We start from the raw sequence: 24541 nt of genomic DNA on the forward strand, positions 1-24541 counted from the left end.
CTGATTCCCACCACAATCCGCAGCGACTCACACCCGAAGACGATCACGCCCCGCGATCATCCAGCACCGGAATGCTCTAGGCGTGAATGCTTACCGATGATCCTGATGAGGGTTTCCGCTTACGGGCCCAGTACCTCCTGTGGTTGTTAGACCACCCTGAAGCGCCCAAGCCCAAAGTAAGCCAATGGAAGGCGTGGTTGAGAAGTCGGGAAGCCGATCCGATGTCCGAAAGAGCCGAACCTGTCGCCTGAGCACGGCAGCTACGAGGAGGACGGGGGAGAACCAGGCGACGGGCGGACTACTGCAACGCGTACTGCAACAGCCCCACACAACCGCTCACGATCACGACCGCCCTGCACCATCCCAGAGCAGGACACGAGCCTCTGATCACGTGTCGGGTGGTCCTGATAAGGAAGAGGTCCCAGGTTCAAGTCCTGGTAGCCCCACTCAAAGTCAAAGGCCAGATCCCTTCCCGGGACTGGCCTCTTTTTATGCCCGTACAGCAGTTGATGGCAACGAGCGGGGCACGTCATCCGCTCGCGGGGTCCTCGGCCTCCCAGCGCAGCAGGTCGCCCGGCTGGCACTTGAGTACGTCGCAGAGGGCGGCGAGCGTCGTGAAGCGCACTGCCTTGGCGCGGCCGTTCTTGAGTACCGCCAGGTTGGCGGGCGTGATCCCTATGCGGTCCGCGAGGTCGCCCACGGACATCTTCCGCCTGGCCAGCATCACGTCGATGTCGACGACGATCGGCATCAGATCATCTCGTCCAACTCGGCCTGCATCTGCGTCGCTTCGACGTCGCGCGCGACGGCCTGGGCGAGCAGCATCCGCAGCACGAGCACGATGAGCGCGACCCCCAGGATGGCCAGGCCGATCCCGCCCATGATGACGGTGACGCCCGGGTCGTCCCGCTGGCCCGGCGCGTTGAGGGCCGTGACCGCGAACCACAGGAGGGCAGCCGCCACGATCGCGCCGATCACGGCGTCCACGTACCGGAAGGCGGCGTGGGAGAACACGGTTCCGCGTCGCACCATCGTCACCAGCCGCCATACGCTGACCAGGGCGACCTGGACCGACACCATGCCCAGGACCGCGATCACGCGCAGCGGGGTCAGCGGGAGCGACCCGTCCTCCGGGTCGCTCCCGCTGATCAACACCCACACCATCAATGCCTGTACGAACACGGTGCCGGTGAGCACCACCACGAGCACGGCGCGAAGCGCACGCACTGTCAGCTTTCCCATGACCCATCCTTCCATCGAGTTGCGATGTGAATCTATTGAATTTCGATAGGTTAAGCAAGGGCTGGGGTGGAGGGCGGGCGGCGGTTTCGCACCGTGGCGGGACGCCGCCGCCCCTCCCATGGCATGGCGTTCGCGCGAACCGTCTTGATCTTGTCGAAGTCGACGGCAAAGGTCGGTTTGAACAGGGAGGGGGCCGACCACGCACACAAGGCGCGCATCCGGTGCGAGGCGCAGGTGTGATGCACCCCTCGGAGGGCCGCGGGCGGGGGCTTGGGGGGCGGACGGTCAAACGCAGGTCAGGCACGCATCGGACGTGATCCGAAACCCTGGTCATTTGGCTGATAAGGAAGAGGCGCTGCTCCGCAGCCGTCGCGTGCCGGTCCGGCTGTGACGTGTCGCCAGGTCAGGTGGATTCGCACAGCCTATTGAGCTCCGCGGCGTCTGTATTGATATCCGTGATCACCTGGTTGGGATCGCCGCCGGTCATGCCGGTCAAGCGGAAGTTCAGTTCCTGGAATTCGCCGGCCAGCCGACTGATCTTCGCCCCCACCACTCCTTCCGCGTCGAGGCCCGCGCCCATCAGGTCGCGGTACGTCTGCTGAGCCGCGGCCGCCTGGCTGCTGCGGACGGTCCCGGCGTTCCGGCGGTATGCGGCCAGCGCCGCCGCCGCCCCGTCGCAGCCGCCGGGGCGAATCGCCGGCAGCGGTTCGGAGGAAACCGGAACCGCTCGCGTGGGGCTTGGTCTTGGTGGCCGGGGCGTGCTGGACTCAGGCGATGGACTCGGGGTCGGAGGTTCGGGTCGGGTGGTGACCGGATCTGGTGACGATGACTGCGTGGCCGGGGTGGGGGCTACCGCGTCGGACTGGGGCTGCGGAGGTGGGGCCGGCGGCATCAGGTAGGCGATCAGCGCGACCACGGCGGCAACCGCACCTGCCAGAGCGCTCACAGCAGGCCAGTTCAGGCGCAAGCCTGCTCCTGCCCCCGCCGTCGGCGGCTGCGCTGATCCGTTGTGCGTCATGCCCTCATCGTGGCCGACCCGCCGATCTCGGTCCAGAATGCCTCCTGTTGATCTTCTTGAAGAGAACTCGCCTATAAAGGCGGGGGCGGTGAAGCGCCTTCGGTGGGAAAGACGGCGACGCCCTGGGAAACCGTCGTGGGTGGGCGTCCATGCGCACGAACGCCGGGGCTGTTCGACCCGTGGGCACCATGCCGACAGGCTGAATCAAACGAGTTTGATGGTTTCGAGGGTGGAGGTGGATGCGTTCCGCAGCCCCGAGGCCCGTCATGTCAGGCCTCGGGGCCGGCCGGTAAGTGGCTCGGCACGGCGCTGGCGCCGTGCATACCTACGGCCTCATTCCCACGTCAGCAGGCGTGCCAGTGTGATGAGGTGCGGGGCGTTCGTAGGGGTGAATGTCGTGTACTTGGTGGCGGTGAGGGTCCATACCTGTCTGTCGAACTCGGTGAGTTCCAGCCAGGAGTGCAGAAAGTAGTCGACGCCGTTGGGCGCTCCGGTGCCGTCGATGTAGAGGGAGAACACGGGAGCGGTGGCGGAGCCGTTCCACATCTTGGTTGTGAGGGTGTTCTTGAAGGCGCCCATATCCGCGGCCGTGAAGACCTGGCCGCGTCGGTAGAACTCCACGAAGGCGGACAGGTCTACGTTGCCGTGCGACAGGTCCTCTTTCTGAGTGGCGTAGGTGCTGTAGTTCCAGATGTAGGCGCCGGCGGAGTTGGTGAGCTTGCTTTTGGTCCATTGGGCGATTTTGGTGGCTCTGGCAAGGTAGGCGGGATTGCCGTTGACCTCGTGCAGGACCGTGAGCATGTTGGCGAATGCCAGGGACATGTTGAAGGGCAGGTCGTTGGAGACCCTGGTGTGACTGAAGGCGTCGACGTTGGGCGACTGCTGGTAGGAAGTGCCGTTCCAGGTGTTGCCGAGGTAGGCGCTCTGTTCCCAGCGGGGGATGATCTCGGTCTCCAGGAACGTCTGGTAGGCGGCAGCTTTAGCGCCATACCCTGATAAAGCAGGATTTTTCGCCACGAGTCTGATGAATTCTGCGATCGGTATGCCGATCATGCCGTCGTGCACGATGTAGGGGAAAATCCCGCTGAGCCGGATGTCGTCGAAGTAGGCGGAGCCGCTGACCGTGTACGAGGCATGCTCCAGCCAGACCTCCGGCGACCGCCCGGCCGGAATGTCGCAGGTGGTCTGCTTCAGCGTCCAGGTGCTGGTGGTGTACTCCAGCATGCACAGCGTCGTGGATGCGTCGCGCAGCACGACGCGCCCGACGACCGAGCCGGTGCGCTTGCCCCAGCCTCGCAGGACATATCTGGTGCCGCCCTCGTAACCTGCGCCGATCTTCTGCCGGAGCTTCTTCCACTTCGTCTGATCGGACACCACCCGCACGGACTGGGTGCCCGTGCTGCTTCCGGGAACATCCGTCGTCCGATAGATATGGCTCCCGGCGTCCTGGAACCTGCTCCAGTTGGCGGGCAGGGTGGCATCGCCGGAAGCCGCCGTCTCGAAGCCCGGATTGGCCAGTTCGGATGGCGAGTACTGGCTCGTGCTCCAGCCGCGGAAGCCGTCGCCGTCGACATCGTCGGCGTTCGCGATGATGGTGTCCGCATGTGTGACGATCTTGTCCAGCCAGGCGGTGTCCTGAGTCGCGGCGTAGACATCGAGGTAGCTACGCATGATGTAGCTCTCGCTCCATGCCAGGTTCGCGCTGTTCGGATCGGTGTAGGCGGTTTGGCCGATCTGCGCCTCGAGCGCCTTGTACTTGGTGAGCCACGCGCTCTCGGCGGAGACCGGAGCGGGCAGCACCAGCGCGGCGGCCACGATCAGGTTGCCGAACATCAGTGCCCCCTGCGGCGTGTCAGTTGAGGTACGCGACGCAGCTCAGGTAGGAGAAGCCCTGCTGCGGCTGCACGGCGCGTGCGTCGTACACCGAGCGGGAGTGGCTGAACACCGCGTCGTCCCACTGCGCCACTGCCATCCACCGGGGTGCCCGCAGGTATTGCCCGGCACTGGTGTGTGCTGCTGGAGCCGTTGACCCGCAGGTAGGCGGTTGGCTGCCCATCGGCGCCGACAGGCGCGATCAGGTTCCTGCTGTCGGTGTGTGCGAACCTGACCATGTCCTTGCCCCTGTAGAACAATCGACACCACGTCCTTAGTGACGGCCAAAGTGCCTATAAAGGCTGGCCATAATTTGGACGCAGCGTATATTTGGTGATCGATCCGGTCAAGTCCCTGCTTTTGACCGTGATCGCCGCAGGGCGTCATTGTTCCGAAAGCTTTGATAAGGACGGCCGTATTCTGCATAGAGGTTTCGCGGTGATGACCCGGAGTGTCTTATCGCAGACGCGCACGCGCCCGAGCCCCGCGTACCAGGATGAGGGACAGCACGGCGAGGCCGAAGACGGTCAGCATGATGACGGCCATGGAGACCGTGCCGTCGCCGAAGAGACCCGACAGGGGTGAGGCGGCCGCGCCGAGGCCGGTGACGGTGACGAACAGGCAGGCCCAGGTGGCGGCGAAGGAACCGCCGGTCGTGACCAGCGACGCGACCAGGGCCGCCGTACCTGCGCCGGCCGGTGCGCTTCTGACCGGTGGCCGGAGCCTGGTTTTGGGACATGGGTGAGCTGCTTTCCGGCCTGCGGCCGCTGGCTCCGCTCCGGTACGCCGATGATCAACGGCGGTGAAGATTATGCATGGTTCGTGCGAAGAATGACACCACTAGTCATGGATAATTCATTCGATTAGCATCGGCCCGACCGCTCACGGATACTTCTGTCACGTTCAGGTTGCGAGGGCCTGCCGTACGTATCGCCGGTCTGTGCTTGGCAACCCGACAGCTTTTCCAGCAGGCTCGTTTTTCCCTAGCAGTGGGTTATTCGTTCCACCACGCCCCGTGCCGCGGCATGCCCGGCGCATCAGCAAGGAGGACGGTTGCACACACCCGACGTTTACCTGCGCAGTATCGGGGTCCATCTGCCGCCGGTGGTCAGCATCGAGACGGCTGTCGCCGAGGGCCGCTATCCGGCCGACGAGGTGGAGTACTTCCGCCTCGGCGGCGCGGCGGTGGCGGGCGACGTCCCGGCTCCGGAGCTCGCGCTGCGGGCGGCTCGGCACGCGTTCGAGCGCTCGGGCGGGATGTCGCCGCGTGATCTGGATCTCATGCTGTACGCCGATGTCTGGCATCAGGGGCCGGAGGGCTGGCAGCCGCAGTACTACCTGCAGCAGCATCTGGTCGGCGGCGATGTCCTGGGCGTTGAGGTGCGGCAGGGGTGCTGCGGGCTGTTCAGCGCGCTGCAGCTCGCTTCCGGGTATCTGCGGCCGGGTGGCACGGCGCTGCTGGTCGGCGCCGACAATCACGGCACCCCGCTGGTCGATCGGTGGCGCATGATCGAGGGCAACGTGGTAGGTGACGCCGGGTGCGCGCTGCTGGTCACCACGGATACGGGGTTCGCGCAGTTGCGGTCGGTAAACGTTATCGTGCTGCCGGAGGCCGAGTCGGTGAACGACGGCGGCGTGCCGATGTTCCCGCCGGACGCGACCGTGGGCCGGCCGCTCGACTTCGCCGCCCGTCACGGTGAGTTCCGCAAGCGACTCTTCGCCGGCGACGGAGCCGGCGTCATGCTGGCGATCCAGTCGACGCTGATGGGGTTGGTCGAGCGCACGCTCAAGGAGGCGGGGATCACGCTCGACGAGGTGGCGCGCGTAGCGTTTCCGCACGGGCGCTGGGACAACTTGGAGGAGCGGGCGAGTTGGTTCGGGCTGACCTTGGCCGACACCACCTGGGAGTACGGCGCCGGTATCGGACATCTCGGGGTCAGTGACCAGTTCGTCGCCCTCGACCATCTGCTGGCCGGCGGGGCGCTCGCCCGCGGCGACTACGTGCTGCTCATCGGGGTGGGTGCCGGTAAGACCTTGGCCTGCGCCGTCCTGCGGATCCTCGACATCCCCGGGGAGTACGCCTCCGATCTGTCCGGATTTAGCGTCACCGGTTAGAGCGGTGATGACCATTGCACGCGTCATAGTCACCCGTCAAACTGGTGATGTGAGACATGTTTTCCTGTGTGGCAACCCCGCGCTCGACCTGGCCTGCACGCTCCGCGCCCGTCGCACGGCGCCCTTCGAGACGCTCGACGGGCCTGCTCGGCTCGACGCCTGGTACGTGGAGTCCGGCGTCGTCGACACCGTCACCGCCTGCCAGGAGGGCGACGTCGTCCAGGCGGTGGCGGTGCGGGAGGCGATCTACGCGCTGGTGACCGCCCGGCTCGCGGGCGACGGGTACGACGGCGGGGCGCTCGCGCTGGTGAACGAGGCGGCGCGTACTCCGTGCGCGATCCCGCAGCTCGCCGCCGAGGGGCGGTGGACCGAGGCGACCCCGGCGCAGGCGCTGTCCACCGTGGCGAGGCACGCCATCGAACTGCTCACCGGGCCGGACGTGCCGCTCATGAAGGAGTGCGCCAACCCCGAATGCACCAAGATCTTCATCGATCGGTCCCGTGGGGGACGCCGCGAGTGGTGCGGCATGGAGTCGTGTGGCAACAAGATCAAGGCGGCGGCCTACCGCGCCCGTAAGAAGCAGACGCGGACGGCCACCGCGCGATAGCCGAGCCCCCTGTCGCGCCGGGGTTAAATGCTGTGTGGACGCTGGGCGCCGTCTGCATGGTCGCCGGTCTTCTCGTTGTCGCGTTCTTCAAGGATCCGGGCATCGGGGCCGCCGAGAAGCAGCTCGCCGACCTCGCGAGTGAGGACCGGCCGAAGACGAGGGTCACCGTCGGCTCGGTCATCGGGCTGTTCCGCATCCCCAGCTACGCCGTGATGATGGTGAGCCGGCTTCTGTCAGGACATCTGCTGATCGCCATCTTCGGGGTCCAGTTCCTCGTCACGGAGCGGGGCATCGACAACTCCACCGCCATCGTGCTGCCCGAGCTGCGCGGTCAGGCGTACGCGATCTGGCTGACGGTGTTCGAGACGATCGCGTGGGCGGCGTTCTCGCTGCTGGCCGGCACGCTCGCGGCGACGCTCGGCATCCAGGGCGTGTTCCTCTGGCTGCTGGTCGTGCTGATGCTGGTCAACGGCCTGCTGCTGTCGATCCTGTACGTCGCCTATCCGCGAGACGCGGCCCGGGTCACCGAGACGCTCGACATCCGCCGACGGCAGGCGCTCGCGGACTGATCGGCTGAGCCTACCTCCGGCGTATATACTCTCAGGGTATAGTCGTCTGGCATGAGTGTCCCCCTCGCACTACTCGGCCTGCTGGAACGGGAGCCGAGCCACGGATACGACCTGAAACGCGACTACGACGCCTTCTTCAGCCGGGGCAAGCCTCTGCCCTTCGGCCAGGTCTATTCCACGCTCGGCCGCCTGGCCAGAGACGGCAAGGTCACCGCCGGGCAGAGCGAGCCGGGCGACGGGCCCGACCGCAAGCGCTACGCCATCACCCCCGTGGGCAAGGACGAGGTCGAGGCGTGGCTGGCCGAGCCGGTCGCGGCCGAGCCGTACCTGCACACGGTGCTGTTCACCAAGGTCGTGCTGGCGCTGATGCTGGGGCGCGACGCGGCGGGTTACCTCGATGCCCAGCGTGCGACGCATCTAGGACGCATGCGGGAGCTCACCGAGGTCAAGCGCGCGGGCAACCTGGTTGACACGCTCCTGGCCGATCACGGCCTGTTCCGCCTTGAGGCCGACCTGCGGTGGATCGATGTCACCCAGGCTCGGCTGGGGGCGCTGGCGGAGGCGGTGCGCGAGCGATGATCGTCAACGCGCTGCTGCGGGCCGAGGCGGTCAGCCGCTCCTATGGCAACACGCCCGCGCTGCGGGAGGCGAGCCTGTCGGTGACCGCGGGCGAGGTGCTGGCCGTCATGGGACCCAGCGGTTCGGGTAAGTCGACGCTGCTGCACTGCCTGGCCGGGATCTTCACCCCGGACAGCGGCGAGGTGTGGTTCGACGGGCGGCGGCTGGACACGCTGAACGACCGCCGCCGCAGCGAGCTGCGGCGCACCGCCTTCGGCTTCGTCTTCCAGTTCGGCCAGCTCGTGCCGGAGCTGACCGTGGCCGACAACGTGGCGTTGCCGCTGCTGCTCGGCCGTACCAGGCGCAAGCGTGCCTACGCGCGGGCCGCCTCCTGGCTGGAGCGGCTGGAGCTGGCCGACTTCGGCGGCCGGCGTACCGGGGAGCTGTCCGGCGGGCAGGCGCAGCGGGTGGCCATCGCCAGAGCGCTGGTGACCGGGCCGCGGGTCGTTTTCGCCGACGAGCCGACCGGCGCGCTCGACTCGCTCACCGGTGAGCTCGTGATGGAGCTGCTGGTGGGCCTGGCCCGCGAGGAAGGCACCACTGTGATCGTGGTGACCCACGATGCCCGGGTGGCCGCCTGCGCCGACCGGGAGGTCGTCGTGCGTGACGGCCGGGTCACCGACCCGTACGCGAGCGGGATCGTCCGATGATCCCGCTGGGCCTGCGGTTGTCGCTGCGCGGCGGCAGGGAGGTGGCGGCCAGGCTGGCGCTGATCGTCGCCGGGGTGGCCGTCGGCGTCGCGGTGCTGCTGGCCACGCTGTCGCTCTTCAACGCCTTCCAGGCCACCAATGACCGCCTGTGCTGGGAGTGCACGCGCGGTTCCGCACCCAATGGCTGGGCGCTGGATGCCACCAATGACGGCGCGCTGTGGAACCGCCACGAGGACTACTACGCGGGCCGGCTGATCAAAAGGCTGGACGCCGCCGCGCTCGGCACCCGGGCACCGATCATCCCCGGCCTGTCCCGCATGCCCGGCCCCGGCCAGTACTACGCCTCGCCCGCGCTGGCCAGGCTGCTGGACTCGGCGCCGCGCGAGCAGCTCGCCGACCGCTTCCCCGGCACTCGCGCCGGGTTGATCGGCCAGGCCGCGTTGTCCGGGCCCGACGAGCTGGCCATCGTGGTGGGGCTGACGCCGCCGCAGGTCGCTGCGATGCCCGGCGCCCAGCAGGTCGACACGGTGTCCACCGAGCTCGCGGTCAACGACAACGCCGACATCTACCAGTTCGGGTTCGTCGTCGCCGCCATCGGGCTGGTCGTCCCGCTGCTGGTGCTGGTGGGCACCGCCACCCGGCTGGCGGCCGCGCGGCGTGAGACGCGCCTGGCGGCGATCCGGCTGGTGGGGGCCACCTCCCGGCAGGTCAACGTGCTCGCCGCGGTGGACGCCGCCCTTGGCGCGCTGCTCGGCGCGCTGGCCGGCCTCGCGCTCTTCCAGGTGGTACGGCCCGCGCTGGCCGGGGCGCGGATCACCGGTGCCCGCTTCTTCCCTGACCTGATCGCCCCGCAGCCCTGGCAGTACGTGGCCGTGCTCGTCTGCGTGCCGGTCGTCGCGGCGTTCGCCGCGCTGTGGTCGCTGCGCCGGGTGCGGATCTCACCGCTCGGCGTGGCCAGGAAGGCCGTGCCGCCCCCGCCGCGGGCGTGGCGGGTGATCCCGCTGCTGGCCGGGCTGGGGCTGTTCGCGGGCCCGGTGTTCCGGAACGTCAAGGAGCCCGACGCCTTGCTGGCCGGTGCGGGCCTTGCTCTGATCATGGTCGGGCTGGTCCTGGCCGGGCCCTGGCTGACGATGCGGGTCGCGCGCCTGGCCGCCGGGCGGACCCGCTGCGCGGCGACGCTGCTGGCCGCGCAGCGGATGGCCGCGGACCCCAAGGCCGCCTTCCGCGCGGTGAGCGGGCTCGTACTGGCGGTGTTCATCGGCACGACGATGGCGGGTCTCGTGCCCGCGGTGCTGGCCGGCCAGCAGGCCGTGGCCGACGGCGCGCTGAACCACGTGCTGCGCGCCCAGTTCGCCCGGCCCGGCGTCACGGGCCTGTCCCAGCGGGTGCAGGCGGACCTGCTCGCCCGCCTGCACCGCTTCCCGGGCGTGGACGTGCTGCCCATCTACGCCAGGGCGGACCAGGAGAGCATCCCCATGCCCGCTGACGACTCACCGCCCGCGGTGACCGTCGTCGAATGCGCGAGCCTGGCCCGCTTCCCCGTGCTCGGGAGGTGCCCGTCGACCGCGCACGCCGTGGCCGGAACCTTCTACCGCGTGGTCAACGTCGACAACCCGCTCACCATCGACAAGATCCTTCCCCTCGCGGGGCCCGCCAGCGAATCCGTCTCCGTCACTACCGGCCTCGACCTGGAGTCGATTCTGATCAGCACGACCGACACGGCGACGGTGGAGCGGATCCGCACGCTGCTGGCGGCCCACACCGCCGAAGCCCCGATGACCTTCGCCGAGGTCGCCCAGGCCAGAGCGACCCTGTACACCCAGGGCGAGAACATCGCGCTGGCCATCGTCGCGCTGACCCTGATCGTCGGCGGCTGCAGCCTCGTGGTGGCGGTCGGCGGCGGGCTGGTGGAGCGCAGGCAGCCGTTCACCCTGCTGCGACTGGCCGGTACGCCCACCCGCACCCTTGCCGGGGTGGTGCTGCTGGAGTCCGCGCTGCCGCTCGTCCTGTCCGCCGTGCTCGCCGCCGGCGCCGGGTTCGGCGTGGCCGAGCCGCTCATCGACCAGCTCGCGATGAAGGGCGCCTCCCTGGCGATGCCCGGGCCTGTCTACTTCGCGACCGTCGGCGGCGGTCTCGCCGCGTCCCTGCTGGTGATTCTCATGGGCATGCCGCTGCTCAGGCAGTTGACCGCGCCGGACAACGCCCGTTTCGAATAGGAGCCCCATGAAGCTCAGACCGCGACTGGTCGTGCTGATCGCGCTGGTCCTGCTCGCCTCCGCCGTGGTGGTCGTACGCACGAGCGCGCCCGCCGCGGCCGGCGACGCGCGCTACTCCGCCACGATCCGGCGCACCGAGTACGGCATCCCGCACATCTCCGCCAAGGACTACGGCGGCCTCGGATTCGGGTACGGCTACGCCTTCGCGCAGGACAACCTGTGCGTACTGGCCTCGTGGGCGGTGACGCTGCGGGGTGAGCGATCCCGGTACTTCGGCGCCGCGGCCATGTCCGACGACCCGGTCAGCCCGGTCGGCAACCTCGCCAGCGACGTCTACTACAAGAGCGTCGCGGGCTCGGGCGTCGTACGGCGGTTGCTGGCCCGGCCCGCACCGGTGGGGCCGAGCGACGAGCTGCGCCGCCTGGTCGACGGCTATGTCGCGGGATACAACCGCTACCTCCAGGACACCGGCGTGGCGAACCTGCCCGATCCCACCTGCCGGGGCAAGGCCTGGGTCGGTCCCGTCACCGCCATGGACATCTGGAACAACCTGCTCGACCTCAACCGCATGGTCGGAAGCTCCGCGCTCAAGGAGGCCATCACCGGGATCGCCGAGCCCGAGCCCGAGGCCGACGGCCCGGCCAAGAGGCCCACCGCGGGCAGCAACGGCTGGGCGCTGGGCCGCCAGGCGACGCGCGACGGCCATGGCATGGTGCTGGCCGACCCGCACTTCCCGTGGAACGGGATCCGCCGCTTCTACCAGGTGCAGCTCACCATCCCCGGCGTGCTCGACGTCTCCGGCGGCAGCCTGTACGGCACGCCGGTCATCCAGATCGGCCACAACGCGAACGTGGCCTGGACCCACACCGTCTCCCACGCCCAGCGCTTCACCGTCTACCAGCTGAAGCTCGCGGGCGACCGGACCAGCTACCTGGTGGACGGCCACGCGGAGCCGGTGGGCCGCCAGGAGGTGGAGGTCGCCCTGCCGGACGGCACCACGAGCAGCCACACGCTCTACACCTCGCGCTACGGCCCGGTGCTCGCCGCCGGGCACACCGACAAGCTCGCCTACGCGCTGGCCGACGCCAACGCCGCCAACCTGCGCGCGGCCGACGAGTGGCTGGCGATGGGCAGAGCGGGGAACCTCACCCAGCTACGCGCGGCCCAGAGCACCTATCAGGGCCTGGCATTCGTCCACACGCTCGCCACCGACATCGGCGGCACCGCCTACTTCGCCGACGCCTCGGTCGTCCCCCACGTCACCGACGCGAAGGCGCGCCGCTGCGAAAAACCCTCGCCCATTCCGGGGCTGGACGCGTACGTCCTGGACGGCTCGACCTCCGCGTGCCTGTGGGGCAAGGACCCCGACGCCGTCGTGCCCGGCATCTTCGGTCCGGGCAGCCAGCCCAGGCTGACCCGGGCCGACTACGTGGCCAACTCCAACAACACCTTCTGGATGACGAACCCGTCGCAGCCGCTGACCGGCTACCAGCACGCGTGGGGCGAGGCGCGCACCGACGTGGAGCCGCGCCCCCGGGTCAGCCTGGACATGATCGCCCAGCGGCTGTCCGGCGCCGACGGGCTCGGCGCGCCCGGCTTCACCCTGAAAACGCTGCAGGCCACCGCGCACACCAAGCGCAACTACAGCTTCGAGCTCATGCGTTCGGACCTGCTGACGCTGTGCCGTACCCACCCCGAGTTGACCTCGTCCGACGGTAAGCGGGTGAACGTGCGCGAGGCCTGCGCGACGCTGCGGAAGTGGGACGGGCGCGCCACCCTGGACGGCCAGGGGGCGATCTTGTGGCGGGAGTTCTTCACCCGGCTGATGGGTCCCCACAAGGCGGGAGAGCCCGTTTTCAGTCCGTGGCGGGTGCCGTTCGATTCCGCACATCCGCTGACCACCCCTCGGGGACTCAAGCACGACGCCCCGGAGGTGTGGCAGTCCCTGGCCGATGCCGTGCTCTACTTCCAGACCAACCGCATCGCCCTGACGCTCACCCCGGGCCAGGCGCAGCGCTACTCCTCGATCCCGCTTCCCGGCTGCACCGAGGGGGAGGGCTGCTTCGACAGGGTGCGCATGCGCGGCGAGCTCGGCACGGACGGGCGCTACCCGGAGGTGGACACCGGGTCCAGCTTCATGATGGCCGTCGAGCTCACTCCGGACGGCCCCCGTACCCGCACCATCCTGACCTACTCCCTCTCCGCCAACCCCGCCTCGCCCCACCACACCGACCAGACGGTCCTGTTCTCGCGCGGCCAGTGGGTCACCGAGCGCTTCACCGAAGCCGAGATCGCCGCCGACCCGCAACTGAGGACCACCGCGGTTCATCTGGGGTAGAGACCGGAAGGGCGGTGATCATGAGGAGATCCGGCGATGACCCACTCCCGGACACGCAGCCCGCTCAGCGCCGAGGAGCAGGAAGATAGGGCGCCACGACGTCGCGGGTGTCCGCGCTGAAGAGCATGGTGGTGATCTACCCCCTGCGATCAGGGCCGGGGCCTCCTGGGGTGACCAGTCCGGACTCGTAGGCGTGGACGACCAACTGCGCGCGGTCGCGAGCGCCCAGTTTGGTCATCGTCCTGCTCACGTGGGTCTTGGCCGTGGCGTGGCTGATCGTCAGGTGGCCGGCGATCTCCTCATTGGACATCCCGGTCGCGACCAGGGACAGGACCTCGCGCTCCCGGTCGGTCAGCCGGTCCAGGCCAGGTCCCGGCACCGGTCTGGGCGGGGTGGAGACGTACTCTTCGATCAGCCGTCTGGTGATCGCGGGGGAGAGCAGCGCATCGCCCTGGGCCACCACGCGTACCGACTGCAGGAGGTCGGCCGGTTCGATGTCCTTGACCAGGAAGCCGCTGGCCCCCGCGCGCAACGCGGCGAAGACGTACTCGTCGAGGGCGTAGTTGGTCAGGATCACCACGCGCACCGCATCGAGTTCGGTGTCGGCGCCGATCCTTCTGGTGGCCTGGATGCCGTCGAGCAGCGGCATCCTGACGTCCAGCAGCACCACGTCCGGCAGCAGAGCGCGGCACAGCTCGACGGCCTCGCCGCCGTTGCCGGCCTCGCCGACGACGGAGATGTCGTCGGTCATCTCCAGCAGCGCCTTGAAACCGGCGCGGATCAGCGGCTGGTCGTCGGCCAGGAGCACGCGGATCACGGCAGGATCCCCGTCGGTAGCTCGGCTCGTACGGTGAAGCCGCCCCGCGCGCCCGGCCCGGCGGTGAGGGAGCCGCCGAGGGCGACCGCGCGCTCGCGCATGCCGATCAACCCCATGCCGTGCTCGGCCGTGCTCGCATCCGTCTCCCCGTTGTCCTCGACGCTGAGCACGATCTTCTCAGCCCCGTATTCGATCGTCAGCATGATGGAAGCGGCCCCGGCGTGCCGAAGGACGTTGGTGAAGGCCTCCTGCGCGATGCGGTAGGCGGCCCTGTCGACCTCAGGGGCCAGCTCCCCGCGCGGGCCGATGACGACGGTCTTCACCGGCAGCCCGGCCGCTTCGGCCCTGTCCACCAGCCGGGGCAGCCTGGCCAGCCCCACCTCTGGGCCATCGAGGTCGGCCTGGCGCAACACGCCCAGCGTGGCGCGCAACTCCCGCATCGCTTCGTGCCCTGACTCTTTGACCGCGACCAGTGCGCGGCGGGTCAGCGCCGGGTCGCGTTCCAGCGCCTGTAAGGCGACCGAGGTCTGGACATTGATGACGGAGATGGTGTGGGTGAGCGTGTCATGGAGTTCTTGGGCGATCCACAACCGTTCCTCGCCGGCCCTGCGCAGGGCCGCCTCCTCCTTGGTGCGTTCGGCCTCGATCGCCCGTCGCTCGACCTCGCTCAGGTAGGCGCGGCGGTTCTTCATCACCTCGCCCACCACCACCATCGCCACCAGCCAGCCACTGAGCAGGCTGAGGCCACCGGGCTCGGGATCCTTGTCGGCCAGCGCGACGAAGATGCCCACACCCACCGCCAACGCTGTTGCCAGCACGATGGCCAGATGCCGCCGTCCGAGCGCGGCGGCCGTGTAGATCGTGATCAGAGAGGGGGCGGCGGCGAAGACTCCCGGATAGAGCGCACCGTAATAGGCGATGCCACACCCGACCGCGAGCATCCCGACCGGGACGGGAGCGCTGCGCCGCCAGGCGAGTGCCAGCGACGACACCGTGATCAGCGTGAGGCCGAACGGGTCCAGGTCTCGCTCCGTCAGACCCGAGCTGGACAGTCTCGCGTAGGTGCCGACGACGCCCAGACACAGGATGGCCATGGCGAGCAGCGCGTCGGTCCTCCTGGGGGTCACGCCTGAAACGTTAGGCCACGGGATCGGCCGTGCCGACCTGCCAGGGTATGAGTTCTCGCGTGCGTCCCCGGTCTGACTCGCGCCCTGTTTTCGCCGTGTCGTACGTCCTGGGATGTACGGCGAAGCGTAGACCCTGGTCTGACGATTCTCCGGTCCTGGCGCGTCAGCATGGCGGCCATGAACGTCTCACCTGGTCCGGCGGAAGCCGGCCGTAGTCGTGCGCCCGCCTGGATCGTCTGGTCGCTGCGGTCGGCCGCCGTGCTGCACCTGCTCGGTGTGCTCGGGCAGGCGACCCTGGCCGGGCTGTTCGTCACCGGCGATGTGGACATGCTCGGCCTGCACCGCGACAACGCCGGGTTCACCCACGTCGTGCTCTACCTTCAGTTGGTGGCCTCGATCCTCCTGTGGCGGCCGGGTCGTGGACCGGCCTGGCCCTCCTGGGCCGCCGTCGTGCTCGTGGCCGCCGAGACACTCCAGGTCGCGATGGGGCAGGACCGCGTTCTTGCGGTGCACTTTCCGCTCGGCATGGCCGTCTTCGGCGCGACGACCGTACTGACCGTCCTGGTGTGGCGGGTGACGCGGTGACCTCCCGCCGTGGCTTCCTCGGGCTGCTGGGTGGCGCCGGGCTCGTGGTCGCCGGGTGCGGCACGCGGATGGCGGAGGTCGCCGGTGAGGGCCTGACGAGCGCGAGGCCGCTGCCCGCGCGGTTCGCCGTGCCGCTGCCGATCCCGAAGACGGCCGTTCCGGTACGACCGGGGCACTACGAGGTCGTCCAGCGGGCGGCCAAGGTGGAGATCATCCCCGGCACGACGACGGAGGTGTGGGGATATGACGGGATATTTCCCGGGCCGACCTTCGAGCTGCGGCGCGGTGACCGTACCGTCATCCGGGTCCGCAACGAGCTGCCCGTGCCCACCTCGACGCACCTGCACGGAGGGGTCAACCCGCCGGACTCCGACGGCTACCCCACCGACCTGGTGGTGGCGGCAGAGCGGGCATTTCGCCCGGCGCACAGTGCGCATCATGACCTGTCGCGGTGGACCCTTCACCGAGGGGCCAAGGACTACGTATATCCGCTGGAGCAGCGGGCGGCCACGCTCTGGTACCACGACCACCGGATGGACTTCACCGCACCGCAGGTATGGCGTGGCCTGGCCGGCTTCCTGCTGGTCCGTGACGACGAGGACGACGCGCTGCCGCTGCCGAAGGGGGGACGGGATGTCCCGGTGATGATCTGCGATCGAGCCTTCGAGGAGGACGGCTCATTCCGTTATCCGTCACTGGATCCGAGCCTGCTGGCGCGTCCTGGGGTGGAGGACGACTTCATGGAAGGAGTCGAGGGCGATGTCATCCTGGTCAACGGCGCCCCCTGGCCTTTCCTCGACGTCGACGCGGCCAGATACCGGCTGCGACTGCTCAACGCCTCCAACGCCCGCCGCTACCGGTTGCGGTTGACGCCCGGTGGCCGGTTCGTCCAGGTCGGCAGCGATCAGGGGCTGCTGGCCGCTCCCATCGCCCACGACGCGATCACGATCGCTCCGGGGGAACGCTTCGACGTGATCGTGGACTTCTCCGCCTACCCCATCGGCACCGAGGTGACCATGGTCAACACCCTGGGCGTGGGCGCCGCGGGCGACGTGATGCGGTTCCGCGTGCGGCGTAGGGCGGCTGACGACAGTGCGATCCCGAAACGACTGTCCCGCGTGGAACCGGTCGCGGCGGCCGTCGCCACGCGCGCCTTCGACTTCCGCCGCACGGGTCAGGGCGGAGCGGGCTCCTGGACGATCAACGGGCAGCCGTTCCGGCCCGGCCGCCCGCTGGCCAGGCCGCGCCTGGGCACCACCGAGGTCTGGCGGCTCACCAGCGACTTCCATCATCCGGTGCATCTCCACCTGGCCGCCTTCCAGGTGCTCTCGCGCAACGGCAGGCCACCCGCGCTGACCGACGCGGGTTTGAAGGACACCGTGGACGTGCGCCCGTACGAGGTGGTGGACGTCCTGGTCCGTTTCGAGGGCTACCGAGGGCGCTACCTGATGCACTGCCACAACCTCGAGCACGAGGACATGGCGATGATGACCGAGTTCGAGATGATTTAAGTGCACCCTGACTCTGCCGGTAATGGGGTAAATTACGCGATCACTGATCGGCCGTTCGCACGGGTGCCGCCGCACCGGCTGGTGCCCGCGAGCCGCTGGGCTGGAGGTCGAAAAGGCGTGACCGCGGACCGAACCGCGTGGGAGCAGCGCAGCGTGGCACGGGTGGTTCCCCCCGTTCGCCCGCGCAAGCTGGCGAAGGTCCCCTTCGTCGAGATGGCCGACGGGCGGCTGCAGGGAGTCGTGTCGAGCGGCTCGGACATCGAGCGGGTGTACGTCTCGTCGATCACCGCCGGGACCCATACGTACAACTGCAGCACGAACAACAACCGGCCGTGCGGCGGGCTGTCCAGCTACATGTGCAACCACTTGCGGGCCCTTGTCGATCAGGCCGTGCTGCAGTACGGCGTCGACCAGGTCGCCGGCTACCTGCGGGTGGAGCTCGCCGAGGGCGACGACCTGGCGAACAGCCTGCGGGGTGGTGTCGAGCGCACGCAGGGAGCCGCGGTGTTCAGCCGGTTCCTGCGCCACCTGGCCTACCTGGAGTTGCCTGTGACCACCGAGCCCATCGCCGAGCTGCACTGGTTCCCCGCCACAGGGGCGGTGGGCTGATGCTGAGCGTTCGACTTGCCGCGCTTCTCGACGAGCCCCTGCCGGGCGTCGGCGAGGCGCTCGACCTGGTGACGGGCTTCGACGAGGCGCTGACGAACGGCTTCGCCCGGCTCGGCGAGGATCGCGCCTCGGCGCTGACCGCCCTGGCCGGCGCGGTGGCGGCCACGCCGCTCGGTGACCGGGTGGGGGAGGCGGCGGGGAAGGTCGCCGCGGGCTCGGTCTCGGAAGAGCACGTCATCGCGCTGGCCGGCGGGCGCACCGCGCTGCTCGGCGCGGTACACGACGCCCTGATGGAACGGCTCGACTCGGCGCTGGGCCGGGAGCGGGCCTCCTGGGCGGAGCCGTCGGCGGCGGCCAGGACCGACAATCTGCTCAGCGGGTGCCGTTCCTGGCTCAACGAACTGGCGATCACCGGCTGGCGGGGCGTCGACCACGACCTCGTCTCCGCCGTCGACCAGACGATGGAGGCGCTGCTGGCGGAGCCGCGGCTGCGCCGGCTGGCCGTGCTGCTCGACGGCTTGGCGGCGGAGCTGCGCGCGTCGTGCCCGGTCGCGACGATGGAGACCGTGCCCGCACGGCGCTGGGCCGACCTGTGGGCGCGGGCACTGGTGCTCACACAGGCGGGTGGCCTGCCCGCGGGCTCCGGCGAGCCGGTCTCCGGGCGGCTGCTGGTGCTCGGCGTGGACGTGCACGAGCACGCCACCGCCGTGCAGGCGCAGGTCCACGCGATCCTGGAGCCCGCCGACGGCGGTCAGTGCCGCCTGGTGCGTACGAGCGTCGCCGCCACGAAGGTGGACACGATCGTCGGCACGGCCGTGTGGCGGCTGCTGACGGGGGTCCCGGTGTTGCTCAACGCACTGGCGGAGCGCCGCAGCCTGGACATCAAGGACATGCCGCTGCTCGGCAGCGGCGACCTGGTGTGGCACGACGACCGGGCCACGGCGGGCGAGCCCGCGGACCCGTTCACCACGGCGAGGGTCCAGTTGGGGAGCGCGCTGGCCCCCGCGGTGCCGCCGCTGGACCGCCACCCGGTGCGCGTCGCCGAGCCGGTGCTGGTCGAGGGCTACGCCGTGCCCAAGGGCGATGAGATGGTGTTCGACCTCGACGGCACGACGATCACGGTGGACACCGGCCGGCTGCCGTCGTGCGGCCCGCTCACCCCCGAGATCGTGCGCGGCTCCGAGTCGTGCATCGGGCTGGTGCGCTGGGACGCCGGCCGGTGGCTGCTCCAGCCGCTCGCGGTCCAGGGGACGGTCAAGAAGAAGCCGGTCACCACGCACACCGGCGACTGGGCGCAGGGTCCCACGGATCCCAAGATCGCCAAGGCCGAGGCCAGGAACGGCGACGCGGTGGCCGTACTGCGCGAGCGGGCGGGACGGTTGCTCCGGAAATGACCGATCACGAGAACAGACGCCAGGTGCTGTACTGGCGCCTGCTGGCCCGGGTGTTCAACACCGAGGAGCAGCCCGCCCTGGAGTCGGCCAGCGTGGCCATCGTCGACGACCTCGGCCTGCCGACCGCCCTGCTGGACCCGTCGGTGTCGGTGGACAACCTCGTCCAGCGCTTCCCCGATCTGGGCGCCGAGTTCGACGGCCTGCTCGACCCTGACAACGAGGACTCCGGCGAGCAGGTGCGCAGGGCCGCCCTGATCTCCAAGCTCCTGCTCAGCGTCTTCGCCACCGGGACGGGCGACGTCTCGGCCGCTCAGCTCGCCGCCTGGCAGAAGGACGCCGGGTGGTTCAAGAAGGCGTGCGCGGGTGGCGGCAACGGGCAGGGCGAGGGAGAGCAGGGCGAGGGATCCGGCGGCGGCCGCGGGCTCGGCACCGGCGGTGGCGGTCGCGGAATCGACGACGCCGAGCTGAACAAGGTCTTGGCCGAGTTGGAAGGCGACCTGGTCCGCCGCATGCGGCTGCGTGAGGTGCTGTCCAACTCCTCCCTGGCCGCCCAGCTCACCCCCAGCATGTCGCTCATCGAGCAGCTCCTGCGCGACAAGGACAACCTGTCCGGGGTCGCGCTGGCCAACGCCAAGGCGCTGATCCGCCGGTTCGTCGACGAGGTCGCCGAGGTGCTGCGTACGCAGGTCGAGAAGACCAGCGTCGGCAAGATCGACCGGTCGGTGCCGCCGAAGCGGGTGTTCCGCAACCTCGACATCGAACGGACGATCTGGAAGAACCTCACCAACTGGAGCCCGGAGGACGAGCGGCTGTACGTGGACCGCCTGTTCTACAAGCACACGGCCAGGCGGACCACTCCGGCTCGGCTGATCGTGGTGGTGGACCAGTCCGGCTCGATGGTCGACGCGATGGTGAACTGCACCATCCTGGCCTCGATCTTCGCCGGGCTGCCCAAGGTGGACGTGCACCTGGTCGCCTACGACACCCGCGCGCTCGACCTGACACCGTGGGTGAAGGACCCGTTCGAGGTGCTGCTGCGGACGACGCTCGGCGGCGGCACGGACGGTACCGTCGCGATGGCCCTGGCCCGGCCGAAGATCGTCGACCCGCGCAACACCGTGATGGTGTGGATCTCCGACTTCTACGACAACCGGTCGCTGATCGACGACTTCACGTCGCTGCACCGCTCAGGGGTGAAGTTCATCCCGGTCGGCTCCGTGAACAGCTCGGGGTACGCCAGCGTGGACCAGTGGTTCCGCGAAAAGCTGAAGGACCTGGGCACCCCCGTGATCTCTGGCCACATCCGCAAACTCGTGCTCGAGCTCAAGAACTTCCTCACCTAGGAGACCCGCGAATGACCGAGATACTGCGTGCCCCCGCCGAGGTCAAGTACGCCGAAGAGCTCGACTGGCTGGAGTCCGTGGACGACGGCCCCAAGCCGTTCTCGTGGCGGCTCAGCCCCCGGATGGTCCGCCTGTTCGTGCTCGGCTCCGAGCGCTCGGACGGGCTCGACCGCGAGATCCCGCAGAAGTGGTTCGGTGACCGCAGCTTCGTCGAGCGCAGCATCGTGACGCTGGCCTCCGACCGCGGCCTGCTGCTGATCGGCGACCCGGGCACCGGCAAGAGCTGGCTCGCCGAGCTGCTCTCGGCCGCGATCAGCCGCAACTCCACCCTGGTCGTCCAGGGGACGGCCGGCACCACGGAAGACCACATCAAGTACTCGTGGAACGTCTCCATGGTGATCGCCAAGGGGCAGTCGCGGCAGTCGATGATCCCGTCGCCCATCATGACGGCGATGGAGCGGGGCGTGATCGGCCGCTTCGAGGAGCTGACCAGGTCGACCAGTGACGTCCAGGACGCCCTGATCTCCATCCTGTCCGAGAAGTACGTCTCCATCCCCGAGCTCGAAGACGACAACATCGTGTTCGCCCAGCCCGGGTTCTCGATCATCGCCACGGCCAACAGCCGGGACCGGGGCGTCAACGACCTGTCGTCGGCGCTGAAGCGGCGCTTCAACTTCGTCCGCATCCCGGTGGTGACGAGCAAGACCAGCGAGGCGGAGATCGTCCGGTTCCGTACCACGGAGCTGCTGCGCCGGCACCGCATAGAGCTGGAGCTGCCGCCCACGCTGCTCGACATCCTGCTGCAGAGCTTCGCCGACCTGCGGACCGCGGCGGCGTCGGCCAAGAGCGACGACGACAAGCTCGAATCGGCGCTGTCCACGGCCGAGCAGATCGGCGTGCTCGAAGACGCCATCCTGCACAGCCAGTTCTTCGGCGACCGCACGCTGCGGGCGGAGACGCTCGGCGGCTCGCTGGTGGGCTCGCTGGCCCGCCGTCAACCGGAGGACCTGGCCATCCTGAACAAGTACTGGCACGGCATCGTCGAACCCCGCAGCAAGAAGGACGGCGGGCCGTGGACGGACTTCCTCGAAGGTGGCCGCCAGGCCATCAAGACGCTCTCATGAGCCCGTTCGGCGCACTCCGCGAGCAGTTGCTGGACGCCGCCACCGCGTTCGCCGGCGAGCCGGACACCCTGGCCGGGATCCTGTCGGGCCTGGTCGACGACGTCGACCGGGCGCTGAGCGAGGAACTCGAGATCTTCCCGGTGTGCCACCACTCGCCGGCCTCGGCGCTGGCCATGGTGCGGCGCCTGCGCGAGAAGCAGCCCAAGGTCGTCTATCTGGAGCTGTGCGAGGACCTGCGGCCGCTGCTCGACGAGCTGCGCAACTGCCGCCTGCCGGTGGCGTTGCAGGCGTTCGCCACGGACGTCGACGGCTTCCCGCCGAACTGGGAGCCGCTCAGCGTGGTGGCGCCCATCACGGAGGCGTCGGCTGAATACCAGGCCATCTCGTACGCGCTGGAGACGCCGGGCGTCGAGCTGGTGCTGGTGGACCGCTCGTCGGACCACGTCTTCCAGTGGCTGCCCCGCGAACCGGCCGAGGCCAAGCAGGGCGGAGAAGAGGACGCGGGCCTGCACGGCGACGCCGTGGGCGTCGAGATCGGCGACCTGCGGCCCCGCTTCGCCGAGCTGGAAGAGCACCTGCTGCACCACGGCAAGGTCCGCCACTGGTCGGAGTGGTGGGACCAGTACGTCGAGCAGCCGCTGTCCGGCGCGGACTACGAGTCGTACCGGCAGGTCATGGTCCTGATCGGCAGCCTGTTCCGGCGCCTGCGCCCCGAGGGGGACCAGCGGACGGACCGTGACGAGGACCGCGAGCGCCACATGTGGACGCGGATGCGCGAACACCTCGCCGCGACGGGCGCCGACCCGGCCGAGTGCCTGTACGTCTGCGGCGCGTTCCACGCGGCCAGCCGGGTGGAGCAGTTCGGGCTGGCGTCGGACGCGCCCTTCGAGATCAGCCCCCGCACGGCCACGCACTGGCTGTACGGGCTCATCCCGTCGAGCCACTCCGCCATCGAGGCCCAGTTCGGCCTGGCCTCCGGCTCGGTCTCGATCGCCGCGGCCACCTGGGACAAGGCGTTGCAGCGCGGCGGCGTCAAGCCGTACCAGCTCGCGGGCCAGAAGGCCGGCAAGAAGACGAGCAGGAAGCCGCCGAAGCCGGTGGTGCCCGCCGCGCCGGAACCGGTCACCGACCGGCTGTCCGGGTTCCTGGGCAAGCCGCCGGTCCTGGACGGCCTCGACGAAGCCGAGCTGCTCGGCTGGTCCGTCGACATCGTCCGGCTGGCCCGGCGCAACGGCTACCAGTCCAGCACGGCCGACGCCATCGCCGTGTTCGAGACGGCCATCCTGCTCGCGAACCTGCGCAACCGGGGCCGTCCCACGCCGTACGACTTCCAGGACGCCGCGGTCACGTGCATCGAGAAGGACACCGTGCCGGGCCGCCGGGACGTGCGCCGCCTGTGCGAGATCCTGCTCGGCGGCGACCGGATCGGCCAGGTGGGCTACCACGCCATGCCGCCGCTGGCCAAGGACGTGTTCGACCGGCTGGAGCCGCTGGGACTCGACCTGAGCAAGCGCACGGTGCAGCGGGCGCTCATGGACCTCAAGGCCGACCCGGACCTGGTGCCCTGCTCCGACCTGCTGTGGATCCTGCGCCACCTGCTGCCCGACGACGCCGTCCGGCCCATCATGGGCGCGCGGCGGCTGGGCGAGCGGGCGATCCAGGAGAGCTGGGACCTGACGATCGGCAAGCACCAGCGCTCGATCATCGAGCTGGGCTATGAGGGCGTCACGGTCGAGCAGGTGCTCGAACAGCGGCTGCGGCGCAGCGTGTACGAGCCCACGGCGACCGCGGCCGTCGCGCTCGCCGCCGTCGAGGACTCGATCCTCTACCTGCGCAGCCGCCGGTTCACCGACGAGCTCGGCGCCCGGGCCGTGGAGCTGCTGGCCGCCGAGCGGTCCGTGGACGACGCGCCGGAGGTGCTGCGCCGGATCAGGCGGCTGCTGGCCCACTACCGCGCGACCGAGCCGGAGCTGCCGGCCTGGTGCGGGGCGTTCGTCACGGCGGGGTTCGCGCATTACTGCACGCTGCTGCCGACCGCCTTCGTGGACGAGGCCACCGGGGTCCGTCAGGTGTCGGCCATGCTCGGGTTCCTGTTCTCCATGGAGAGCCTGGCGCTGGCGCTGGGCTGCGAGCGGGCTCAGCTGGAGATCGCGGTACGACAGTCGCACCCGGAGCAGCCCGCCAAGGTGGCCCTGCTGTGGGCCGCCCAGTACCTGCTCGGCACGCTGCCGCTGGCCGAGCTGCGGGAGCGCTGCGACGAGCTGCTGGCCAACCCGCTGGTCGTTCCGGCGTTTCCGCAGTACATGAGCGGGTTCGCGCAGGCGATGGAGCCGGCGCCCGCGCTGGCGTCGTTCGTGGTCGAGCTGATGTCGAAGGCTTTCGGCCGGTTGCCCGACTCCGTCCTGCTGCCGTGGCTGCCCGGTCTGATCACGACTCTGCGCGAGCAGGCCGGCGAGCTGGTGCCCGTACTGGTGCGGGAGGCAGGCCGTACGTTCCCCGGCGCTCTGTCCGCGCTGGACCAGTGGACGCCGCCCTGGTCGGCGAAGGCGGCGACGTCAGGCGCGGTGGTGCCGGCGCCGGCGGGGCCGGTGACCGACCTGCTGGCCGGACATCCGGCCGCGACCGACGCCGTGGCCGCGCTGCTCGGCTGCGACGGCGGCTGGCAGCAGGCCCCCGACAGCCCATCCACTGGCGAAGCGGGCGCCCTCCTGGCCCGCCACCCCGAGACGGCCGACGCTGTATCGGAGCTACTCGTCCACGCATGAGCCCGACCGGCCGCGCCGACC

General features: G+C 69.5%; 21 protein-coding genes. 15 read left to right on the forward strand and 6 right to left on the reverse strand.

Going from position 1 to position 24541, the window contains the following annotated elements:
- Nucleotides 1-529: 529 nt before the first annotated feature.
- The 4 genes from AB0F17_RS63005 to AB0F17_RS63020 form a co-directional block, all read right to left on the reverse strand.
- Nucleotides 530-751: a helix-turn-helix transcriptional regulator gene (locus tag AB0F17_RS63005; protein ID WP_358046121.1), complete on the reverse strand. Its 222-nt coding sequence runs from the start codon at nucleotides 749-751 to the stop codon at nucleotides 530-532.
- Nucleotides 751-1242: a DUF2975 domain-containing protein gene (locus AB0F17_RS63010; RefSeq protein WP_358046124.1), complete on the reverse strand. Its 492-nt coding sequence runs from the start codon at nucleotides 1240-1242 to the stop codon at nucleotides 751-753. The genes AB0F17_RS63005 and AB0F17_RS63010 overlap by 1 nt, the downstream gene beginning before the upstream one ends.
- Before the next feature lie 403 nt (nucleotides 1243-1645).
- Nucleotides 1646-2209, reverse strand: a complete 564-nt coding sequence (locus AB0F17_RS63015; protein WP_358046126.1) for a hypothetical protein — start codon at nucleotides 2207-2209, stop codon at nucleotides 1646-1648.
- A gap of 384 nt (nucleotides 2210-2593) precedes the next feature.
- Complete coding sequence (locus AB0F17_RS63020) at nucleotides 2594-4093, reverse strand: hypothetical protein (protein WP_358046129.1); 1500 nt, start codon at nucleotides 4091-4093, stop codon at nucleotides 2594-2596.
- Between the two features lie 372 nt (nucleotides 4094-4465).
- Here AB0F17_RS63020 and AB0F17_RS63025 point away from each other — a divergent pair, with 372 nt between their 5' ends.
- The 8 genes from AB0F17_RS63025 (at nucleotide 4466) to AB0F17_RS63060 (ending at nucleotide 13245) form a co-directional block, all read left to right on the forward strand.
- Nucleotides 4466-4717, forward strand: a complete 252-nt coding sequence (locus AB0F17_RS63025; protein WP_358046132.1) for a hypothetical protein — start codon at nucleotides 4466-4468, stop codon at nucleotides 4715-4717.
- A 468-nt stretch (nucleotides 4718-5185) separates the two neighbouring features.
- On the forward strand, nucleotides 5186-6247 hold the full coding sequence (locus AB0F17_RS63030; protein ID WP_358046135.1) for a ketoacyl-ACP synthase III family protein: 1062 nt from the start codon (nucleotides 5186-5188) through the stop codon (nucleotides 6245-6247).
- A 49-nt stretch (nucleotides 6248-6296) separates the two neighbouring features.
- On the forward strand, nucleotides 6297-6854 hold the full coding sequence (locus tag AB0F17_RS63035; RefSeq protein WP_358046138.1) for a CGNR zinc finger domain-containing protein: 558 nt from the start codon (nucleotides 6297-6299) through the stop codon (nucleotides 6852-6854).
- Between the two features lie 32 nt (nucleotides 6855-6886).
- Complete coding sequence (locus AB0F17_RS63040; RefSeq protein WP_358046141.1) at nucleotides 6887-7423, forward strand: hypothetical protein; 537 nt, start codon at nucleotides 6887-6889, stop codon at nucleotides 7421-7423.
- 51 nt (nucleotides 7424-7474) lie between these two features.
- Nucleotides 7475-8002, forward strand: coding sequence for a PadR family transcriptional regulator (locus AB0F17_RS63045; RefSeq protein WP_358046144.1), 528 nt, complete (start codon nucleotides 7475-7477; stop codon nucleotides 8000-8002).
- On the forward strand, nucleotides 7999-8691 hold the full coding sequence (locus AB0F17_RS63050; RefSeq protein WP_358046147.1) for an ABC transporter ATP-binding protein: 693 nt from the start codon (nucleotides 7999-8001) through the stop codon (nucleotides 8689-8691). Before AB0F17_RS63045 ends, AB0F17_RS63050 begins: the two co-directional genes overlap by 4 nt.
- Nucleotides 8688-10907, forward strand: coding sequence for an FtsX-like permease family protein (locus AB0F17_RS63055; RefSeq protein ID WP_358046150.1), 2220 nt, complete (start codon nucleotides 8688-8690; stop codon nucleotides 10905-10907). The genes AB0F17_RS63050 and AB0F17_RS63055 overlap by 4 nt, the downstream gene beginning before the upstream one ends.
- Before the next feature lie 7 nt (nucleotides 10908-10914).
- Complete coding sequence (locus AB0F17_RS63060) at nucleotides 10915-13245, forward strand: penicillin acylase family protein (RefSeq protein ID WP_358046153.1); 2331 nt, start codon at nucleotides 10915-10917, stop codon at nucleotides 13243-13245.
- Nucleotides 13246-13381: 136 nt separating this feature from the next.
- Here AB0F17_RS63060 and AB0F17_RS63065 read toward each other — a convergent pair whose 3' ends face one another.
- Both AB0F17_RS63065 and AB0F17_RS63070 read right to left on the reverse strand, forming a co-directional pair.
- On the reverse strand, nucleotides 13382-14062 hold the full coding sequence (locus AB0F17_RS63065; protein ID WP_358046155.1) for a response regulator transcription factor: 681 nt from the start codon (nucleotides 14060-14062) through the stop codon (nucleotides 13382-13384).
- Nucleotides 14059-15189: a sensor histidine kinase gene (locus AB0F17_RS63070; protein WP_358046158.1), complete on the reverse strand. Its 1131-nt coding sequence runs from the start codon at nucleotides 15187-15189 to the stop codon at nucleotides 14059-14061. The genes AB0F17_RS63065 and AB0F17_RS63070 overlap by 4 nt, the downstream gene beginning before the upstream one ends.
- 177 nt (nucleotides 15190-15366) lie before the next feature.
- Here AB0F17_RS63070 and AB0F17_RS63075 point away from each other — a divergent pair, with 177 nt between their 5' ends.
- The 7 genes from AB0F17_RS63075 to AB0F17_RS63105 all read left to right on the forward strand — a co-directional run bounded on the left by AB0F17_RS63075 (nucleotide 15367) and on the right by AB0F17_RS63105 (nucleotide 24520).
- Nucleotides 15367-15774 (forward strand): hypothetical protein, encoded by a 408-nt coding sequence (locus tag AB0F17_RS63075; protein WP_358046161.1) that lies wholly within the window; start codon nucleotides 15367-15369, stop codon nucleotides 15772-15774.
- The gene (locus AB0F17_RS63080; protein WP_358046164.1) at nucleotides 15771-17285 is read left to right on the forward strand and encodes a multicopper oxidase domain-containing protein; all 1515 of its coding nucleotides are present in this window, start codon (nucleotides 15771-15773) and stop codon (nucleotides 17283-17285) included. The genes AB0F17_RS63075 and AB0F17_RS63080 overlap by 4 nt, the downstream gene beginning before the upstream one ends.
- Before the next feature lie 117 nt (nucleotides 17286-17402).
- Nucleotides 17403-17894, forward strand: a complete 492-nt coding sequence (locus AB0F17_RS63085; protein WP_358046167.1) for a hypothetical protein — start codon at nucleotides 17403-17405, stop codon at nucleotides 17892-17894.
- Complete coding sequence (locus AB0F17_RS63090; RefSeq protein ID WP_358046170.1) at nucleotides 17894-19288, forward strand: hypothetical protein; 1395 nt, start codon at nucleotides 17894-17896, stop codon at nucleotides 19286-19288. The genes AB0F17_RS63085 and AB0F17_RS63090 overlap by 1 nt, the downstream gene beginning before the upstream one ends.
- Nucleotides 19285-20631, forward strand: a complete 1347-nt coding sequence (locus tag AB0F17_RS63095) for a VWA domain-containing protein (protein ID WP_358046173.1) — start codon at nucleotides 19285-19287, stop codon at nucleotides 20629-20631. Before AB0F17_RS63090 ends, AB0F17_RS63095 begins: the two co-directional genes overlap by 4 nt.
- Nucleotides 20632-20642: 11 nt before the next feature.
- Nucleotides 20643-21755 (forward strand): AAA family ATPase, encoded by a 1113-nt coding sequence (locus tag AB0F17_RS63100; protein WP_358046176.1) that lies wholly within the window; start codon nucleotides 20643-20645, stop codon nucleotides 21753-21755.
- Nucleotides 21752-24520: a DUF5682 family protein gene (locus tag AB0F17_RS63105; RefSeq protein ID WP_358046179.1), complete on the forward strand. Its 2769-nt coding sequence runs from the start codon at nucleotides 21752-21754 to the stop codon at nucleotides 24518-24520. Before AB0F17_RS63100 ends, AB0F17_RS63105 begins: the two co-directional genes overlap by 4 nt.
- Nucleotides 24521-24541 lie beyond the last annotated feature (21 nt).

The organism is Nonomuraea sp. NPDC026600, from assembly GCF_040638335.1.
Classification (GTDB): Bacteria; Actinomycetota; Actinomycetes; order Streptosporangiales; family Streptosporangiaceae; genus Nonomuraea.

Bases quoted from the DNA above. Each gene is read 5' to 3' on its own strand.
- AB0F17_RS63105 (WP_358046179.1), top strand. From the start codon at position 21,752: ATGAGCCCGTTCGGCGCACTCCGCGAGCAGTTGCTGGACGCCGCCACC.
- AB0F17_RS63005 (WP_358046121.1), bottom strand. From the start codon at position 751: ATGCCGATCGTCGTCGACATCGACGTGATGCTGGCCAGGCGGAAGATG.
- AB0F17_RS63060 (WP_358046153.1), top strand. From the start codon at position 10,915: ATGAAGCTCAGACCGCGACTGGTCGTGCTGATCGCGCTGGTCCTGCTC.
- AB0F17_RS63055 (WP_358046150.1), top strand. From the start codon at position 8,688: ATGATCCCGCTGGGCCTGCGGTTGTCGCTGCGCGGCGGCAGGGAGGTG.
- AB0F17_RS63010 (WP_358046124.1), bottom strand. From the start codon at position 1,242: ATGGGAAAGCTGACAGTGCGTGCGCTTCGCGCCGTGCTCGTGGTGGTG.
- AB0F17_RS63020 (WP_358046129.1), bottom strand. From the start codon at position 4,093: ATGTTCGGCAACCTGATCGTGGCCGCCGCGCTGGTGCTGCCCGCTCCG.
- AB0F17_RS63045 (WP_358046144.1), top strand. From the start codon at position 7,475: ATGAGTGTCCCCCTCGCACTACTCGGCCTGCTGGAACGGGAGCCGAGC.
- AB0F17_RS63095 (WP_358046173.1), top strand. From the start codon at position 19,285: ATGACCGATCACGAGAACAGACGCCAGGTGCTGTACTGGCGCCTGCTG.
- AB0F17_RS63090 (WP_358046170.1), top strand. From the start codon at position 17,894: ATGCTGAGCGTTCGACTTGCCGCGCTTCTCGACGAGCCCCTGCCGGGC.
- AB0F17_RS63100 (WP_358046176.1), top strand. From the start codon at position 20,643: ATGACCGAGATACTGCGTGCCCCCGCCGAGGTCAAGTACGCCGAAGAG.
- AB0F17_RS63075 (WP_358046161.1), top strand. From the start codon at position 15,367: ATGAACGTCTCACCTGGTCCGGCGGAAGCCGGCCGTAGTCGTGCGCCC.
- AB0F17_RS63050 (WP_358046147.1), top strand. From the start codon at position 7,999: ATGATCGTCAACGCGCTGCTGCGGGCCGAGGCGGTCAGCCGCTCCTAT.